The 17,920-nt window shown below is 50.0% G+C and carries 16 protein-coding genes and 1 pseudogene; 13 read left to right on the top strand and 4 right to left on the bottom strand.

Annotation, left to right across the window (positions count from 1 at the left end; translation table 11 throughout):
• Positions 1–178: 178 nt before the first annotated feature.
• Complete coding sequence (locus tag AT710_05610; protein ID KUO91844.1) at positions 179–2,404, bottom strand: potassium transporter; 2,226 nt, start codon at positions 2,402–2,404, stop codon at positions 179–181.
• Between the two features lie 137 nt (positions 2,405–2,541).
• Between AT710_05610 and AT710_05605 the strand changes: the two genes are divergently transcribed.
• The 7 genes and pseudogenes from AT710_05605 to AT710_05575 all read left to right on the top strand — a co-directional run bounded on the left by AT710_05605 (position 2,542) and on the right by AT710_05575 (position 8,937).
• On the top strand, positions 2,542–2,724 hold the full coding sequence (locus tag AT710_05605) for a hypothetical protein (protein KUO91843.1): 183 nt from the start codon (positions 2,542–2,544) through the stop codon (positions 2,722–2,724).
• Entirely contained in the window at positions 2,715–3,194 is a 480-nt protein-coding gene (locus tag AT710_05600; GenBank protein KUO91842.1) for a hypothetical protein, read from the top strand. Before AT710_05605 ends, AT710_05600 begins: the two co-directional genes overlap by 10 nt.
• The gene (locus AT710_05595) at positions 3,191–3,496 is read left to right on the top strand and encodes a hypothetical protein (protein ID KUO91841.1); all 306 of its coding nucleotides are present in this window, start codon (positions 3,191–3,193) and stop codon (positions 3,494–3,496) included. Before AT710_05600 ends, AT710_05595 begins: the two co-directional genes overlap by 4 nt.
• Entirely contained in the window at positions 3,493–4,959 is a 1,467-nt protein-coding gene (locus AT710_05590; protein KUO91840.1) for an NADH-ubiquinone oxidoreductase, read from the top strand. Before AT710_05595 ends, AT710_05590 begins: the two co-directional genes overlap by 4 nt.
• A pseudogene (locus AT710_05585) lies at positions 4,952–6,909 on the top strand (NADH dehydrogenase). Before AT710_05590 ends, AT710_05585 begins: the two are co-directional and overlap by 8 nt.
• Positions 6,902–8,206 carry a hypothetical protein gene (locus AT710_05580; GenBank protein ID KUO91839.1) on the top strand — a complete coding sequence of 435 codons (1,305 nt, stop codon included), beginning with the start codon at positions 6,902–6,904 and terminating at the stop codon, positions 8,204–8,206. Before AT710_05585 ends, AT710_05580 begins: the two are co-directional and overlap by 8 nt.
• Positions 8,207–8,250: 44 nt before the next feature.
• The gene (locus AT710_05575) at positions 8,251–8,937 is read left to right on the top strand and encodes a hypothetical protein (GenBank protein KUO91838.1); all 687 of its coding nucleotides are present in this window, start codon (positions 8,251–8,253) and stop codon (positions 8,935–8,937) included.
• Positions 8,938–8,960: 23 nt separating this feature from the next.
• Here the strand turns inward: AT710_05575 and AT710_05570 are convergent, their stop codons facing one another.
• Positions 8,961–9,389: a hypothetical protein gene (locus AT710_05570; protein KUO91837.1), complete on the bottom strand. Its 429-nt coding sequence runs from the start codon at positions 9,387–9,389 to the stop codon at positions 8,961–8,963.
• Between the two features lie 185 nt (positions 9,390–9,574).
• On the opposite strand from AT710_05570, the gene AT710_05565 reads away from it, so the two are divergent.
• Complete coding sequence (locus tag AT710_05565; GenBank protein ID KUO91836.1) at positions 9,575–9,814, top strand: DNA-binding protein; 240 nt, start codon at positions 9,575–9,577, stop codon at positions 9,812–9,814.
• 396 nt (positions 9,815–10,210) lie between these two features.
• On the opposite strand, the gene AT710_05560 is transcribed toward AT710_05565, so the two are convergent.
• Both AT710_05560 and AT710_05555 read right to left on the bottom strand, forming a co-directional pair.
• Positions 10,211–11,188, bottom strand: a complete 978-nt coding sequence (locus tag AT710_05560) for an aldo/keto reductase (GenBank protein ID KUO91845.1) — start codon at positions 11,186–11,188, stop codon at positions 10,211–10,213.
• 58 nt (positions 11,189–11,246) lie between these two features.
• A complete protein-coding gene (locus tag AT710_05555) occupies positions 11,247–11,885 on the bottom strand; it encodes a hypothetical protein (GenBank protein KUO91835.1) in 639 nt (212 codons plus the stop codon).
• A 147-nt stretch (positions 11,886–12,032) separates the two neighbouring features.
• On the opposite strand from AT710_05555, the gene AT710_05550 reads away from it, so the two are divergent.
• From AT710_05550 to AT710_05530, 5 genes are all read left to right on the top strand, one after another.
• Positions 12,033–13,364 carry a transporter gene (locus tag AT710_05550; protein ID KUO91834.1) on the top strand — a complete coding sequence of 444 codons (1,332 nt, stop codon included), beginning with the start codon at positions 12,033–12,035 and terminating at the stop codon, positions 13,362–13,364.
• Positions 13,365–13,398: 34 nt separating this feature from the next.
• A complete protein-coding gene (locus tag AT710_05545) occupies positions 13,399–14,223 on the top strand; it encodes a permease (GenBank protein KUO91833.1) in 825 nt (274 codons plus the stop codon).
• Positions 14,224–14,884: 661 nt separating this feature from the next.
• A complete protein-coding gene (locus AT710_05540; protein KUO91832.1) occupies positions 14,885–15,595 on the top strand; it encodes a tryptophan synthase subunit alpha in 711 nt (236 codons plus the stop codon).
• Positions 15,592–16,830: a tryptophan synthase beta chain gene (locus AT710_05535; GenBank protein ID KUO91831.1), complete on the top strand. Its 1,239-nt coding sequence runs from the start codon at positions 15,592–15,594 to the stop codon at positions 16,828–16,830. Before AT710_05540 ends, AT710_05535 begins: the two co-directional genes overlap by 4 nt.
• Entirely contained in the window at positions 16,827–17,831 is a 1,005-nt protein-coding gene (locus AT710_05530; protein KUO91830.1) for an anthranilate phosphoribosyltransferase, read from the top strand. Before AT710_05535 ends, AT710_05530 begins: the two co-directional genes overlap by 4 nt.
• The last annotated feature ends 89 nt before the right edge of the window (positions 17,832–17,920 follow it).

The following is a 17,920-nucleotide window of genomic DNA, read 5'->3' as shown; positions in this document are numbered from 1 at the left end:
GGCGGGGAGGAGGTCAGGCAAATAATAGGAACATTAAGGAGGAATTAAGCAAGTTAAGCATTAAGCTGCTTCCAACCGGCGAAAGGGTTTCCCAATACATAAACAATGGGTATGAAGTGTTGACGTTCTAATTCGCTGATATAGCATAAAAATGAAAAAATAAAGCAGCGTTATTTATTTACAAAAGCGCCAGGATGAATTTGGCAATTATCGTTAGCAGCATGTAGCTGAAGAGCCCCATCTTTATGCCTAATGCTGCGTTAGTGCTCACCACTGCTGCGGCGAAAACGACGGACACCGTGTTAACTACCTTAATGAGCGGGTTGAGGGATGGCCCGGTGGTGTCCTTGAATGAGTCGCCCACTATATCGCCTATTACGGCATTCTTGTGAGCGGGNCCACCCTTTCCGCCCAGGGATGGATCCATTTTAGCCTCTATGTACTTCTTGGCATTATCCCAAGCACCGCCGGCATTAGCCATTAGGAGCGCTCTTGGGAATCCCAGCATTATGGTTCCAAGTATTAAACCAACTAATGCGACCCAGCCCAGCAATAGCCCCACAAGTATTGGAACTATCACTGCCATTAGGCCTGGCACCATGAATTCCCTCAACGCGTGGCTAGTAACTATGTCGATGGCCCTCGCATAGTTGGGCTTATTCTTTCCCTCAAGTATGCCCGGTATCTCCCTGAATTGCCGCCTTATTTCCTCGACAAGCTCCATCGCTGTCCTACTCACCGACATTAGGGTTCTACTTGAGAATGTGTAGACAATCGCAGCCCCTATGAATGCGCCCACCAATAGATCGGGCCTAAGCACTGACGTGTTAAGCAATATAGTGTGTAGAACCTCAGGGGACGCCACCGGATAGCCCGGCATTATTCTCTCTATTACCTCATAAACANAGCCTATGAAGAGCACCAGCGCTGCGAGTCCGGCGGACGCTATTGCATAGCCCTTAGTTGTTGCCTTAGTGGTGTTGCCTATTGCATCAAGTGCATCCGTTGCCTCCCTAACTTCCTCCGGTAATCCACTCATCTCGGCCAGACCAGAAGCATTGTCGGAAACGGGGCCGAAGGAATCAATGGTAATTACTATGCCGGCTATGGAGAGGAGCCCCGTGGATGCCATTGCTGTACCATATATGCCGGCCATGAATGGATTAGGCACCCCTATCAAGTAATAGCCCAACGCGAAACTCGCTCCAAGAACTAGCGCAACCACGAGCAGCACGGGCACCGCGCTAATGAGCCCATATGAGTACCCCGTCACTATTACATTTGATGCGCTTATGGTGGCTTGCTTCGCTATGTTCTTCACAGGCTCATGGGTATAATGGGTATAATTCTCTGTTATATGGAGGACGGCTATTGCGGTTAACATGCCAAGTATGTCGCTGATCACCACGGCAGCCATCACGGTGACGCTATGGAATATCAGTGCTCCGCCGATTATGACTAGCACCGCCGTAACCGTGACCGTGGTGTAGAGAGACGTATTAAGCTTCCTCATTGCGCCGGCGGCGCCCTCGGCCTTTCCCCTAACTACTTGCATGCCTATTAATGTGCTTATTAAGGCGGCCGTAGTCACCAGCAATGGGAACACGGTGAATCTTAGCGGCATGTGGAATACCGCGGTGAGGAGCAGTGTTCCGGTTAGCACCACTACTAGGCTCTCATATACATCGCTTGCCATTCCAGCCACGTCCCCCACGTTATCTCCCACGTTATCAGCAATTGTTGCTGGGTTTCGTGGATCATCTTCCGGTATGCCGGCCTCCATCTTGCCCACTATGTCTGCGCCCCAGTCAGCTGCTTTAGTATATATTCCTCCGGCCACCCTTATGAAGAGGCTCATTAGGCTTGCGCCGAATGCGGCGGCGATGAGTGCCTCTCCCCAGAGGGTCGTAACCGACCTGTATATTATGAAGAGTATTGATACTACTAGGAGGGCTATGCTGGCCAGCATAGTTCCCATGACGCTGCCGGCCCTATACGATACGGCTAATGCCCCGCTTAGCCCGGCCTTGCTTGCTGCTTGAGCGGTTCTGGAGGCACTTCTCGTGGTGACGTACATGCCTATATATCCAGCCATGCCGCTTCCCAGCGCTCCCAATGCGAAGGATACCATTGCTAGAACCGCCACTAGGACATTATCGCTGAAGCCTATGTAGTATGCACCCATTATTAGAATGGCTAGCGCGACCCCAATCGGCAAAATGGTCTTGTACTCCCTCAATAGGAAGGTCTTAGCTCCCTCGGCTATTAGATTGCTTATTTCCCTCATTTTATCCGTGCCGGCATCCTGTTTGAGCACCCATGATGCTGCCCATGCGCCGTATATTATGCCGAGTATGGAGATTATAACCGGAAGTATCTCCGCTACTAGGGTTAGACTGGCCATACTTAAAACACCTTGTTGGGGGGCATTTACTAGAATATTAAAGCTTTACCCTAGAACCTTGGCTCTAGGTAGGCACGGCAATTATACTTAAAGCAAACTTGTTTAGGGCGCATCTTTTGCGATCTTTATTGTTTACTATGGAAGAATTAAGGACTGCGTGGATCCAATTATTTTCAATTGTTATTTTCAGTTACAAATTTCTGCTCCATCTTGGGGTTGCCATTGATGGCACGCAATCCTTAAAAAATATGTATGTAAATGGCCTACTCATGTGTAAAATACTAGGCCTACTCCTAAGAGGTGATTCCGCGTGCTCCTGACCACGTTCTCCCTTATAGTGCTGGAAGTCTTGGTGGTGCTCTCATCGATTGGCGTTCTCTTGTCACGGGATAACTTCTATGCGGCATTATTCCTAGCCATTGCATCATCGCTATCGGCCACGGCCTTCGCTGTGGTGTATGGAATACTATCATTTACGCTAATAGTGCTGATATATGTTGGCGCGACAATAACGATAACCGTCGTGTTAGCCGCCACGTATAGGAGACCAATTCAGCATAGGGTTGAGGGCTCATGGTTTGGCCTAGTTATCCTGCTCCTCATGGCTTCCCTCGTGGCGCTCAGCAAGTACTCCATGGCTCCCACCGCATACGTCAGCATTTCGCCGTCTCAATTAGTGTCAACAGTATTGGGCAATAGTTACCTTGATTTCCTGCTGGTAACTTTGATAGTCTTGTTCTCGTTCATAATGATAATAGCAACCCGTTACCTGAGGGTGACCCAACCATGATAGATGCAGTATCGCTCTTCGTTTCATCGATAACAGTGCTAGGCGTGGGTTACGTCGTTGTGGCTAATTCACATGACTTGGTCCGCCTATTAATTGGGCTCGAATTAATGTTTAACTCGATTTTCCTCGCCTTGGTTGCGCTATATATGGTTGATCCCCTTATAGCGTTCGGCGTAACCATAATATCGGTGCTCACCTCGGCCACGGAATTCATTGCCCTAATAGTTGCCATATTATCCATTGATAAGATAACCAGGAATATAGGCGTGGATGTCCTGCGAGCGGGAGGTGAATCGTCATGATGCTTCAATTCGATCCAATCCTCATATTCTCGCTAGCTCTTCCAATAGCCGCAGCTGGATTAACTGCCGTGCTCGGCAAGAGGGCGTCCCTCTACACGGCCGTCATATCGTTCCTGCCCCTCATTGGTTACTCCCTTTACGGCATTTTCGCTAACTTCGATTACTTAGTTCCCCTCGGTAGATTGCCGAGCCCCATTGGCTCCATGCTTCTCATAAATGATGGATTAAGCAATTCCTTCGGCTTCACCATAGCATTGGTTACGGCCATGATTGCGATAGTGTCGGAGCCATATATGGAGCATAGGTTCAGGGCCCTCGGCATACCGGAGGAATTCAACATTTATTATCCATTATTCATTTTATGCGGGATATCCATGGAATGGATAGTATACGCTTATAATCTATTATTAATGTATATAGGCCTAGAGGTATCGCTCATATCGTCCTTCCTATTGATATACTTCTATGGCTATGATGGCTACGGCAAGACAAGGCAGTGGATAGGCACGCTTTACTTCATTTACACCCATGTGGCGAGCGTTTTGTTCCTGGTCGGCGCAGTGATAGTGGCATTAACCACGGGCACCATGAATCTAGCCACGATAAGGTATATACCCCCCATTGCTTGGATATTGATATTGATAGGGATGCTCATAAAGCTGCCCAGCTTTGGTCCGCATGTCTGGTTGCCTTGGGCCCACGGCATGCATCCAACGCCGGTCGCAGCCCTCATAATATCAGTGGTTGGCTTGGCATCATATATATTGGCCAGGCTCTACTTGATATCGTCCTACTTCATAATATCGATACGGACTCCCCTCCTCGCTTATGCAATAATAGGCGGAATACTGGTCAGCTTCGCCGTGTTTAGGCAAAGACATAGCTACAAGTGGTTATTGGCTTACTCCACGGTAGCTAACATGGCTTACCTATTGGCTGGGCTCACCCTGGGCACGTATGGAATAGTTGGCTTAACGCTCCACTTCATTGCCCATCAATTAGGTAAGGCCGTGCTCTTCATGACTGCTGGGGCAATAATAGTTCAATACGATATGTTGGACATGTCTAAAATGGGCGGTCTACAGAGATATATACCATCAATAGGCGGCGCGGCGCTTCTTGGCTGGATGAGTCTGGCAGGAATATTCACGGTTGGCTTGCTCGGCGAATTCTTCCTCTTCCTGGGGCTATTGACGACGCTTGGGCTCAGCCTCAATACTTTATGGGCATTCGTGGGCTTAGCGTTCCTATTCCTCCTTACCGGAACCTACGGCTTCTGGGCATTGAAGGAGGTTTTCTACGGGCAACCCAGGTGGCCTTACACCAAGACTACTCCAAGCAATAAGCTGGTGGTGCCGCTCTACGTGCTTGGTTTGACGAGCGTCATATTATTGTTCCCGCCAATATCGACCACATTAATACACTCTATACTAAGCGCGATTGGGGTGATCATGCATGTATGAGTCCCTAATTCCTGTGCTGGTGGCGTTAATGACCGTTGTCCCAACGCTATTAGCTGCCCCCATATCCATATACTGGGCAATGGAGCAGGATAATCATAAGGCACGGCCATTGGAGTACCTCGCCGTGATTGGGCTTGGCATAGCGGCCCTGGCATCGACCTACATAGCGCTGGCCTACCCCCTGAGGACAATTATATACTCATACCCATGGATCTCGGTGCCCAACGTGTTCACGGCGTATGTATCATTCGTGGTGGACTTCCTAAGCAGGTACATGGGTTTATTGACGGCTTGGCTCGCATTCGCGATCGGCGTTTATAGCCTTGAGTATATGGCTGATGACTATAGATTAGGCTGGTTCTGGTTCTTCTACAACACATTCGCTGCATCCATGCTCTTACTCGTCTACTCCAATAACCTGCTCCTCATGTTCATAGGATGGGAGGGATTGGGACTTAGCTCCTGGGCATTGATAGGCAATTGGTTCAGGGATGATGATGAGACATCATTCGTTGGAAAAGTGGGCGACACTGTGCTTGGTAAGCCTGCTTGGACTACTCCATCTATGCAGCGTATAGGGCAATCGTCACGATAAGGTTCGGAGACATGCCGATGCTCGGCGCATTGGCTGCGATAGGGATATTCGGCGGCAGCCTCGACTTCAACACGATAAATTGGGCTCACTTAACTAGCGTCCTTGGAGTGGCTGGAACAGTAATAGTTTTGTTGGCGTTCCTGCTTGGTCCCTTCACGAAGTCCGCTCAATTCCCATTTAATGATTGGTTGCTGACCGCCATGACCGGCCCCACATCAGTTTCCGCTCTGCTTCACTCGGCCACAATGGTTGCCGCCGGCGTCTACATATTCATGAGGCTAACTATTTACTTGGTTGGCGTCAACTTCATCGGGATAAACCTAGTGTACCTATCAGTGCTTTACTTGGGGCTAGTAACGGCCATACTTGGCGCGATGTTCGCCACATCAGTTAACGNGAGGAAGGTCATATTGGCTGGATCCACAATGAGTAGCCTTGGCCTCATGATGGCTTTAACGGCGGCATCTAAATTCATTCCATATAGCGTGGATGCGCTTGGCTACATGTTGCCGGTTGGGGTATTGGTGGGTTTCTCCTACCTGATAATTCATGCCTTGTCCAAGGCAACGCTCTTCCTGGTCAGCGGTCACTTGATTCATGAGACTCATACCAGGTTTAACTTAGGTAATTGGAGGCTTGCGGAGAAGCTGCCGGCCGGCTTCTACTCGACGCTGGCCGCGGCGCTAGCTCTCGGCGGCATACCGCCNTTTGCGGCTTACTGGGTTCACTCTGCCATGGATGAATTAATGACAGATGTCGGCAATGTGGTTGGTTGGGGAGCATATGCGCTCCTACTATTGACTAGCTTCATTTATGTGGTGTTCCTCGCCAGATTCATGTCGCTTAACTTCATTAAGGGGGATGATCCCGGCGAGGTTGAGGGTCATGGTGGATCAATAATGGCCGGTACCTATACTGCAATAGCCACCGCGGCGCTCCTTGTAGCAGTGCCTATATTAATGATGGCGGTGCCTAATGTAATACTGGGCGCTGGCTTTGATCCGGTTGTGTTCCTAATATCACTCGCCATAACTATCACGTTCCTAGTTGTTACTTATAAGCCGCGTTCAGCGTCCTTTGCGCTCGTGTCGCCGGTGTTTGAGAGGAGGTACTATATACAGGCGTTTATGGATGTGGTGCTGGCCGGCTTTGGAAGCGCATTGACGGCGTTCGCCATGTTGTTCAGCAGGGGCTTTGATTGGCTATTCAATAACGCGATACCGCGGCTATTCAAGGCAACATCCGCAACCATTCGTGGAATGCAGGATGGATTGATCAGGAACTATGTTAAGGCGATCCTAGTCGTGATGACTATTATCCTCCTCATAATAATGATGGTGATGATTTATGTATGAGTACACCACAATAATTGAGTTGTCATCGATCGCATTGCTGCTTTTCACTGCTGCATTAGTGGCTGTTCGTAAGGAGAAGTATGCCTGGATCCCGGCCTTGATCTTCTTGTTGCCTGACCTATACGTCTCGGGCAGTTACATAATGTATCCAGCCCTCATAGATGGTGTGGCCGCCATTAATATAATAACCCTCATGTTGGTGAGGGGATCCCAGTATAGGGGAATGGATTATGCCTTGGTATCATTCATGGGCTTAATCACGGCATATGCACTATATGTGCCGCTAAGCATAGGGGATGCCTACTTCATTTTGCTGCTTGGCCTATTCATGCTGGTCAGTGTTCCAGTCTACTTCATAATACNGTTGGGCGGCACTAGGGAGAACCTATCCGCGGCTGTGAAGGCAATAACTGCATTGGTCATAGCGACGGTTCTATACTTCACCGGTGCCTCTATTCTATTCTTCGCATTAATTAATCAATTAGGTGGATTAGCTTTGCTGGGCTACACCCTGCTTATANTGGGCATGATGCTTGAGGTTGGCGCCGCTCCACTGCATCTATGGGTTCCCGACGCATTCACGGCTGGCAATCCATACGCGGTCTCCGTAATAGCCTCCATCGCTAAATTCGTTCCATTCATTGTGACGCTTAAGATAGTTTACCCGCTGTTAACCGCCATGGGCCCCATGGAGACGTATATAGTGGTGTGGGAGACCGCTTTATTGGCGGCGTTCAGCATGCTTTTGGGGAATATAGGTGCAATAACTGCAAAGGAGCCGGCGAGGGTGCTGGCTTACTCCACTATAGCTAATATGGGTTACATAATGTCCGCATTAACCATATTCTTCGTGGAGGGCGTCAGCGAGTTGGCGTTAGCATACGCATTAATCGGCTTACTAACTCAATTATTAGTTAATGGCGCGGGGAAAATAGGCTTATTCTCGATAATAGGCAATGAGAGGGGATCCCGTTGGAGCTATATATTGGCTTACTCATTCATAGGGGTCCCGCCGCTGCTTGGCTTCTGGTCAAAGTTATTCATAGTGCTTGGATTGATATATGCTGGTCCACTGCTTTGGTGGCTAGCCGTCCTGCTCGTGATTAATTCCGTCATATCGGTTCCCTACTATGTTAGGCTAAGCAAGTCGCTGAGCGGCACGGGATCCAGCGGCATTGGNTTGCTTGTGGTAGTGTTGGCATCTATAGTGATGCTGCTTGGCCTCGTGATACCCATACCATTGGCGATGATTAATTCCGTTCACGCATTATTGGCATATATAGTGCCAACTCCATGATGTAGATAATAAAGTTTTTATCCATCCTTATTTCCACTCATTAAGTGATACTTGTTCTTAGAGGGAAGGGGAATTACTCCGTGGATCACTTGAGGGATGAGGTGGTTATGGTGCCGATATTAAGGCCCGTCGTGGATGAGGAATCCATCGGTAAATTGATCGATGCATGCCGTGTGCCCAGGAGGATCGGCGTGGTGATGAGCGCGGAGGTAATTGATGCAATAAGGGGGAGACTCGACTTAACTAGATGCATCTCCCTCGTGATAGGGGTTGGCCCATCAACGTGTGGAGCAGTGGCTTCTCTCTTTCCAACAATTAGGTGTGTAATGCCCCCGCAATTCTTCAGTGGAGGAGTATCCGCATTGCTTAAGCAGGAGTGCGCAATGGGGGAGGAGGTTCTGGTGATGAGGTCGAAGGATTATGCCGAGGAAGCATCCATAACTGCACCTAATTGCAGAATAATGGAGTTCGGGTTATATGAATTGATCGTTGATGACGAGGCAATAAAGAGGGCTGCTTCCCTCCTTAAGGATGCAAGCGCCGTGGTATTCACAAGTCCCAAAGTATTCCTCTCTTTCCTAAGCATCGTTGGGCGGGATTCATTGAAGTCCAAGAGATTGGTGGCGATTGGTCCAACCACCGGCGCAGCCATGATCAAGAATGGCTTTAATCCATTAGTGCCCCCTCGATTCACTATAAGGGATGCAGTGGAGACGGCGCTAGAGCGGTGAGGATTCCCATGAGTCGCCAACAATCATTCGCTTGTTCTAGCCTTGAGGATGGCATACACAACGGCAACTACCGCTACTCCCAGTATTATGACTACTTCCTTCCATATGTCTATGGTGGTCGGCGTCGTCATCATTGTGAATTGAGTGGTTGATATAAGCATCTCCCTAGATAGCGCCGTCAACACTATTTGAAGCACCTTATTCACCGCTATTATCTCCTTCTCAACGTAATCCATGAACATCTCTATTATCTCGATGGATATGAGCACTATGAATATGCTGGAAAGCGCCTCTATGATGGAGCTCTCAGTTATGTTGGATATGCTCTCGTATAGCGTCATGAATGCGCTCCATATCGAGAACGCCGCGACCACTATTATCATTACCATGGCGACCACATAAAGCACTAGATTAATGGTTCTGAATGTCCCCATTATCTTGTTCTTAGGCATTAGGGTTACCCAAAGACAGCCCAAATATAACTGTGACGCCCAGGCTACCTACAGTGTTAAGGATTGTTCCTTGCAAAAGGAACAAATAAGCGCTCACCTTCAAGTAGGTCAGTTCCCTGCGTAAATGGGTATTACTAGGCTAAGCCCGCTTAAAGTTTAAATATTTTTGAGTTAAAATAATTCCGATGCCAAGGAAGCAAACGGAGAGGATAGATGAACGGAAAAAGGAGATCCTCAACTTAGTGGAGAGCAATGAGGAATTATCCACTAATGACGTTGTGAGGATAACAAAGCTCAGCCATAGCCAAGTATTCTATATACTTAAGCTGCTTAGCAAGGACGGCTTAATAAAGGAAGTGCGTAGAGGTAAAGTGGCTTACTGGAAATCCGTGAAGAAACAAGAAGCCGCGGATCAAGAGGAATAACAAGACGACAACATCGTATCCCCATGCATCCTTAATTATCATCAGTGTGAGATTGAGGTCCTCACTCCTCAGTGGCTGCCTCGCTTCATCACGCTACGGGGCACCGCATATCCCAATAAAAACTTTCCCTGAATAACCTGAATTGGAAAGGGAGGCATGGTGTATTGACAATAATCTTATTCCTTTGTTGATTTGGTGGCATGAGGGGGTAATATTGGTGATCAACGGCAAACCTCGCCCTTCAGGGCGGGGAGGGGTCATCCCTCATGGGTTTGGAACCCAGGTTGTCGAGGCGATTCTCGGCAATGTGCTTACCTATTTCTCAATATTCACGACTTGATAGAGAACGGTAAACCTCGCCCTTTTAGGACCCCCGGGGAGGCGGGCAGCAATTCATTAGTTGCTTTTCTCCCTGGGTTTCCTGTATCTATCGGTTTCCCTAATGCTCTCCTCATTTAGGATTCTGAAGTCGGACTCATATACTTCATTGATTTTAGCGATGACTTCCTCGCCTAGTTCCCTTCCCTCCACGGCCACGTACTTATCTATATCGCTCTTAGTCGTTATATTAGGCATAACGCTAGTTACATTACTGAAGGATAAAACGAATGCCAGGGATAATTGGGATAACTTCATGCCCATTGCCGCCGCCACTGGGATAAGCTTCTTGGCGCCACTCACAGCTCGCTCTATCCATTCAATGTCCTTGAATGACCTGTGAAGCCCCCTTGAATTAATTATTGGCCACTTATCGTCATCCAAGGCATCCGATGCATGCGGAACCCTAATGAAGTGCCCCACGTTCTCCGCGCCCGGCGATGCTAGGAAGGATTTGCCCGGCCTCTGTTCTATTATGTTATAGATGTACTCCATAGCGCCGTACCCCATCCTAATGGCTGCAAGCCCCTCCTCCTCCCAACCAAGAGTGGGGCCAAGCGAGATCCCTATAACTCTCGCATACCCATCCCGCTTAATCCCCTCAAGCCACCTAAATACCTCAGCGTTCATTATGGTATCCATCCGTGGATTATGCAGCATTAATATATCGACATAGTCCCTATTAAGCCTCTTCAAGCTATTCCGTAATGCTTTCTCTAGGTAATCTGGAGAGAAGTTCTGCGGTATCTCGCGTTGTCCAGCCTCATGATGGTAAATGTCGTACCCTATCTTCGTCAAAATCACGGCCTCATCCCTCCTCTGCCCTATTGTTCTCCCAAGCAATTCCTCTCCTCTTCCATTGCCGTAACTATCCGCCGTGTCGAAGAAATTTATGCCGTTCCTTAACGCGTACTCAATGATTTCCTCCGCCTTATCTCCCCTACCCCACCAATCAGTCACGAGGGACCAAACGCCAATGCCTATCTCGGAAACCATGACTCCACTATTACCGACTCCTCGTTGCTTCACTTACTCCTCAATTATTGCCCTTATTTTAGGGGTTTCGCGTTGCTTCTCTCGCTTGCTCTTGCTTCCTTAATCTCTCCAGCATGTCCATTAGCCTCGTTGCGTCTTGTCTATCCACTATTATGAATACGTCATTATCATACCTAAGGACATGCTTAACCGAGATCTTGTTGGATCGCATTAATTGTATTAGGGTCGTGACGAACCCCACCGGGGCCCTCTCCGCCAGCGATATTCTAATTAGGCTATACTCCATTGTTGGCGCGGAACTGAGTTTAGCGAGAGTCCTCAGCGGCGATATTATCTTTAGTCGGGATCCATCGCTTATTATTATTATGGCAATGTCTCGCCCAGCCATTGTAATTAGGTCTGGAGTCGCCTCGCTTATCGGGATCTCTGCCTCGCCTATGCCGCTGTAAACCATTATTTCGGCTTCATTAAGTAATTGAATTATATTCGGCATGCCCGTCATGCTTTTCTCCTCCAATCGCTCCAGCGCCTTAATTATCGTTCCAAGCTTGATTGGACGCGTCGTGGCTGACTTAACGAGGGGCAGTATTTCCTTGGCTAGCGCCGATAAGTTGACTATGCCTGTGGATATGGCCATCATGTAGAGCGGGTTCTCCCTAACTATGTCCTCCACTATTTTGCTTATTGGTTCCTGCATTCATATTAAATTAATTCCCCAGTTCAAATACTTTCCTCTTGTGTCAAATTTTTGACATAATAAGATTTAAATAGAGTAATTTGACAGAGGTTTCCGACCGCTACGAGTGATAAATCAAAAATCCAGATAGAGGTGAAAAAACCCAACATGAGGCCGATGTGGATCGTGGCCTCAATACTCCTCGTGGGCGCATTAATAATGCTGGTAGGAGGCGTCGCAATGCAGATGGTTCTGCACATATACACGGCGCCCCTATGGGTTGGAATATTCGCCGGCATCCTACTTTCCATCCCGCTGGAGATATGGGACTTCCCCAATCCAGACGTAATAATACGAGCAATAACACTTAAGGATAGGTTATTGATGGTTTGCTTCGGGCTAGTGATAGGGGTAGGCGCCATCCTACTCTATGCATTGAACCTCTTCGTGCCAATGCTTCACTGGGGCATTAAGGCGTTCTTCGTGCCAGGCGTAGTCATAGGCGGCTTAATCTTCGGCGCAGGAGTAGCGGTGGCCGGCTACTTCCCGGGAACCATATGGATAGCCCTTGGACAGGGAAGGCGCGACGCCATCTATGCAGTTATAGGGGGATTACTTGGTGCATTAGCTTGGTCCCTAATATTCGGTCCAGCCAAGCCATTCTTCTGGGAAACCCTTAACTTTGGACCAATTACTTGGCCAACGCTCTTTGGGTTAACCAGCAAGGCCTATGAATTCATGGTGGCCATAGTCTTCGGCTTATTAATGATAAGCATGTGGCTCTTCGTGCCTAGGAGACAGGGCGGAAAGGCATGCGTACTGCACTTAACCGGTAAGTCTAATGAGTCAATGGCTCTGGAGGACGAGATAAAGGAGTTCAAGGAGGACTACAAGAAGATACCGGACTACGTGATAGAGGCAGTATCCGTTCAGCAGCCCTCCTCTTCAAGGGTCATATTCGCCTTAGCCTTTGACTTCGCCCTAGTGGCGGTGGCAGTGATAGTGCTTAGGCAGATATTCGGGGAATCCACTACCTATTCCTGGATATGGGCTCAAGCATTATTCGCCATTAATCCACACTTCGCGGCTAGCCTCCCATACTTCCAATTATTCGGCGGCTTAAAGATAGTTAATGGAGTGCCCATCGATAAGCCCTTCAGCGAGATAGGTTGGGAACCGCTCTCCGACCTAGGCACCTTCCTAGGCGGCTTAATCTCCTCAGTATTCATAACTAGGAGATTCATGGGATTCAAGCAGTGGACTCCACACATATGGACTAATAGGTTCGGCACTGGAAAACTTAGGCCACTTGCAGCATTTCTCGGCGCATTCATGGTGCTCTTCGGGGCCAGGATGGCTAATGGCTGCGCAAGTGGACACATATTGAGCGGGAATCTACAAATGGCCGTCAGCAGCTTCGCGTTCTTCATGGCAGTGCTGGCCGGCGCCATAGTCACCGCCTACATAGTATACGGCTTAAGGCCATGGACCGCTAATTAATTAATTAATTAAATCCCTGTAGGTGTGGATCAAAATGATAACTCTTATCCAATACCTCCTTGCAGTGGTGTCGGGAGTCTTAGTGGGGTTCTCGCTGGGGCTCATAGGTGGAGGAGGATCAATACTGGCCGTTCCCCTCTTCCTCTACTTCGTTGGGTTGGACTCTCTGCCCAACGCGGCTCACATAGCCATAGGCTCCACGGCGCTAGCGGTGGGGCTAAACGCATACATAAATTCATACATGCACCTAAAGAAGCATAACGTGTCGCCCAGGGTCGGTACCTTATTTGCCGGGGTCGGCCTAATCGGCTCGCTCCTAGGCGCCTACCTGGGCCACATAACGCCTGGAACGAGTTTATTGATATACTTCTCCATAGCCATGATAGTGCTGGGGGCATACATGGCGATTAGGAGGGAATCAACGAAGCCGGGCACCAGCGATGAGATTCCCAGGGTAATGGAGTCGCTTAAGAAGTGCCCCAAATTAACCCCATCAACGGCGGCCAAGGTTGGGGGCGCGGGATTCGTGGTTGGATTGATAAGCGGCTACTTTGGGATAGGGGGTGGATTCCTCATAGTGCCCTCCCTAATGTTCTCGGCCGGCCTATGCATAACGAGGGCCATAGGCACCAGCCTCCTCAGCGTTGGAACATTCGGAGTAGCCAGCGGGGCTGAGTACGCAGTGTACGGCGATGTGCTGATACTGGTGTCCCTCCTATATGTTTTGGGCGGCGCACTAGGCGGCTACGCCGGCACCAGTCTCGCAGTTAAGGCGCCTAGGAACATTCTTAGAGTGGCCTATGGCGCAATAATAGTGCTGGTGGGCATATATATGCTATTTAAGCTAGGCGTCTTGTGAGCTACCCGCCCTCACGGGGTCTCCGGCGAAAAATGAATTGAACCTTTAAAAACGCCTTGAAAACCCGCTTCCCATGCTTCAATGCTAAACGCTCATCGCTTTATTTGATGGGGAGAATGCTAAACCTCGCCCCTTAAGGGCCGGGGGTAAAGTTTTTGGATCCAAACCCGCCTCCTCACGGTGTCCTCCCACGATCAAAATTAGTTGGGATGGAGGCCGATCGTCCCCTCAATGCCGGGGGAACTCACGAAGCCGGCAACCGGCGCCTAAAGGGGCGTTAATCCCTGAGGCCTCGGGGAACCTGCGTTCCTCGAGATGGTGTAGCTTGTCGGTTATCTTAACGGGGGTTAAGGGGAGCAAAAGGCCCGTGAGGTGGGGGATGGCCCCCTAGTGGCGTTTAAATGGTGGCGTTTCCGTGGAGGGTGAGGGCGTTAAAAGCACAGAGGGCGGGAGCCGTCCGTGGTGCCCGTGGAGCTCCTCTCCCTGCCCGTGACGATGCAGGCTGGGCGGGGAAGCGGGAAGCCCCATGAGGGGGGTAGTTCACTGAAGGGGTATATACTATATTTACTGCGTTCACTGCTTACTGTTTCCTGGGATTAACTGCATAAAGCTTAAAACCAGCGGTGTTGGGGCTAACAATGATGGTGACGATGAAACTCCAATGGAGGTAAGTAGGCCCTCGTTGGGCCTATATATAACCGCCACGTACCCCGATTCGGCAACATTTCTAGAGGTCCTCAATAGGACTCGGGGCATCGTGGATTTCTATGAAATCGGGATACCGACAAGTAACCCCAAGTACGATGGCCCCATCATACGGATGACTCACTTCAAGTCGCAGCTAAAGGGGCTTGAGGCAATAAAAATCGCCAATTACGAGAAATCGATATTGATGGGATACATAGATGATTATGTGAGCTCCCTAGATACGGTCGCTAAAACCGCTGCTGAAGTCGGTGCATCCGCCATATTATTCCCGGACCTCTTGTTTGATCACTTCAATAGGCTTAATGATTATGTCGTTGCAATGCGCAGGCATGACTTGCGCCCAGCATTCTTCGTGTCAAGCAAGACTCCCCACAGGATAATAGAGAAACTGGCATCACTTGAGCCCCTATTCATTTACCTGGGGCTATATGCATCCACTGGAACAAAGCTGCCGGTTTACATTGAGAGGAATGTCTCGATAGTGAGGAAATTGATTGGGGATACTTACCTGGTCACTGGGTTCGCCGTGAGGGACTCAAGCATGGTTAGGGCACTAATAGAGGCTGGAGCAAATGGAGTAGTCGTGGGCACCGCCTTCATTGAGAGAATGAGCGATCTAGGCAATGCAGTGGAATTCCTGAAGGAATTGAGGGAGGGATTATGATAACTAGTTGGTACAATATATCGGCTGACCTGCCGCGCCCATTGCCGCCCCCCATGGATCCCTATGAAGGCGACTCAAGAATAGCATTACTGACTAGGATACTGCCCAGCGACTTAATTGACCAGGAATTCACGGCGGAGAGATATGTCCCAATACCGGAGAGGGTTCAGGAACTATATGAGAGAATAGGTAGACCCACTCCCCTCCGCAGGGCGCGGGGGCTTGAGAGGGCAATAGGAACTAAGGCCAAGATATACTATAAATTCGAGGGCGCACTGCCCGGCGGCAGTCATAAATTGAATACCGCGGTGGCGCAGGTCTACTACGCCTCAATAGATGGCGCGAAGGAGGTGGTGACGGAGACAGGCGCGGGGCAGTGGGGACTCGCCGTAGCCATAGCATCAGCGCTGATAGGGATAAATGCTAAGGTGTTCATGACTAAGAACTCCTACATTAACAAGAAGCAGAGGGTGCTCTTCATGCGGGTCTTCGGCGCCGACGTGAGCCCAAGCCCAAGCGACTTAACGGAGTTCGGTAAATCAACGCTGACTAAGGACCCGAATCACCCGGGCAGCCTTGGGGTAGCAATATCGGAGGCCATTGAGTACGCCGTGAAGGGCGAGGGGAGGAAGTACATACCGGGCAGCGTGCTGGAGTTCGTGCTGCTTCATCAAACGATAATCGGTCTAGAAGCAATGCAGCAAATGCCCGAGGAGCCGGATCTAGTGGTTGGGTGTGTGGGTGGAGGAAGCAACTTCAGCGGCCTCTCCTTCCCATTCATTGGATCCAAGTTAACCGGGGCTGGGTTCGAGAAGACGAGGTTCCTCGCAGTGGAGTCCAACGCGGCGCCGAAGTTAACTCGGGGCTCCTACATGTATGATTACCCCGACACGGCGGGTACCCTGCCAATGATACGCATGTTCACGCTGGGGCATGATTACGTGCCGCCCCCCATTCATGCGGCCGGCCTCAGGTACCACGGCGCGGCGCCCAGCCTCTCCCTGTTGGTTAAGGATGGCTACGTGGAGACTAGGTCGTATGAGCAGGAGGAAGTAATGGAGGCTGCCCGCCTCTTCGCTAAGTCGGAGGCTATACTGCCAGCCCCTGAATCAGCGCATGCAATTAGGGCAGTGATTGATGAGGCGAGGCGCATGGGGAGCGGAACAATACTCTTCAATTTATCAGGTCATGGATTGCTTGATTCGGATGCATATGAGAAGGTGTTGAGGATATGAGGCTCATCGAGAAGATAGCTAATGGGCATCCCCTGAATCAGGATGAGGCTTTTGAGGCCGCGATGGGGATGCTCATGGATCCAGGCGAGGCGGAGACCGCGGCCATATTAATCGGAATGCGCGTTAGGGGGGAGAAGGCGGATGAAATAGCCGGCTTCGCTAAGGCGTTGAGGCACATGTGTATCAAGGTGCCGCTGGAGGTCGATGCCATAGACACGGCGGGAACTGGGGGAGACGGCGTGGGGACAATTAATGTCTCAACGGCGTCAGCATTATTGGCGGCGTACCTTGGGGTAAAGGTGCTGAAGCACGGCAATAGAAGCGTGTCCTCCTCCTCAGGTAGCGCGGATTTCCTGGAGAGCCTTGGATTCAATATATCCCTCTCGCCGGGGGCCGTGGCGGAGATGATCAATAAAACCAATTTCGGCTTCGCCTTCGCCCAGCTCTATCACCCAGCCATGAAGGCCGTGGCGCCCATACGTAAGAAGTTGGGGGTTAGAACCGTATTTAACTTGGTGGGTCCATTATCGAATCCCGGCATGGTTAGGAAGCAAGTCATGGGCGTCGCGGCTCCCCAATTACTGGATGAGATAGCCGAGGCCGCCGTGCTGCTGGGCTATGACCGCTTAATGCTGGTACACGGTGAGCCAGGCATAGATGAGGCCTCAGTAGTGGGGGAAACCACGGTCATTGATGTGAAGGGCAGTGGGGTGGAGAAGTATAAGGTTGATCCCCGTGACCTTGGGCTCCCCAGGAGGCGGATAGAGGACCTGCTTGCCGCTGATCCCAGGGATAGCGCGCTCAAGGTAATGGATGGATTAATGAATAGGAATCAAGCCGTGAGGGACTTCATAGCCATAAACACGGCATTCGCATTACTGGTCGGTGGTAAGGCTCGCGACTTGAGGGATGGAGTGGAGCAAGCCATACATGCAATAGAGGAGGGCGGCGTGGCTGGGTTCATAGAGAGAGCGGCGGAGGTGAGTCGGCATGCGTCTTAAGATATGTGGAGTCACTAGGCGAAGCGATGCCGAGTACTTGGATGGCCGCGTCGATTATATAGGCTTCATACCGGACACCAGCGGCGGCG

It is taken from the genome of Thermocladium sp. ECH_B (assembly GCA_001516585.1).
Lineage (GTDB): Archaea > Thermoproteota > Thermoprotei > Thermoproteales > Thermocladiaceae > Thermocladium.
The sequence above is the reverse complement of the archived record's forward strand: the minus strand, read 5'-3'. Positions and strand labels throughout refer to the sequence as shown.

Coding starts and splice junctions, on each gene's coding strand:
- AT710_05605 (KUO91843.1), top strand. CDS start 2,542: ATGGAAGAATTAAGGACTGCGTGGATCCAATTATTTTCAATTGTTATT.
- AT710_05595 (KUO91841.1), top strand. CDS start 3,191: ATGATAGATGCAGTATCGCTCTTCGTTTCATCGATAACAGTGCTAGGC.
- AT710_05590 (KUO91840.1), top strand. CDS start 3,493: ATGATGCTTCAATTCGATCCAATCCTCATATTCTCGCTAGCTCTTCCA.
- AT710_05570 (KUO91837.1), bottom strand. CDS start 9,389: ATGCCTAAGAACAAGATAATGGGGACATTCAGAACCATTAATCTAGTG.
- AT710_05565 (KUO91836.1), top strand. CDS start 9,575: ATGCCAAGGAAGCAAACGGAGAGGATAGATGAACGGAAAAAGGAGATC.
- AT710_05560 (KUO91845.1), bottom strand. CDS start 11,188: ATGGTTTCCGAGATAGGCATTGGCGTTTGGTCCCTCGTGACTGATTGG.
- AT710_05555 (KUO91835.1), bottom strand. CDS start 11,885: ATGCAGGAACCAATAAGCAAAATAGTGGAGGACATAGTTAGGGAGAAC.
- AT710_05550 (KUO91834.1), top strand. CDS start 12,033: ATGAGGCCGATGTGGATCGTGGCCTCAATACTCCTCGTGGGCGCATTA.
- AT710_05545 (KUO91833.1), top strand. CDS start 13,399: ATGATAACTCTTATCCAATACCTCCTTGCAGTGGTGTCGGGAGTCTTA.
- AT710_05540 (KUO91832.1), top strand. CDS start 14,885: ATGGAGGTAAGTAGGCCCTCGTTGGGCCTATATATAACCGCCACGTAC.
- AT710_05535 (KUO91831.1), top strand. CDS start 15,592: ATGATAACTAGTTGGTACAATATATCGGCTGACCTGCCGCGCCCATTG.
- AT710_05530 (KUO91830.1), top strand. CDS start 16,827: ATGAGGCTCATCGAGAAGATAGCTAATGGGCATCCCCTGAATCAGGAT.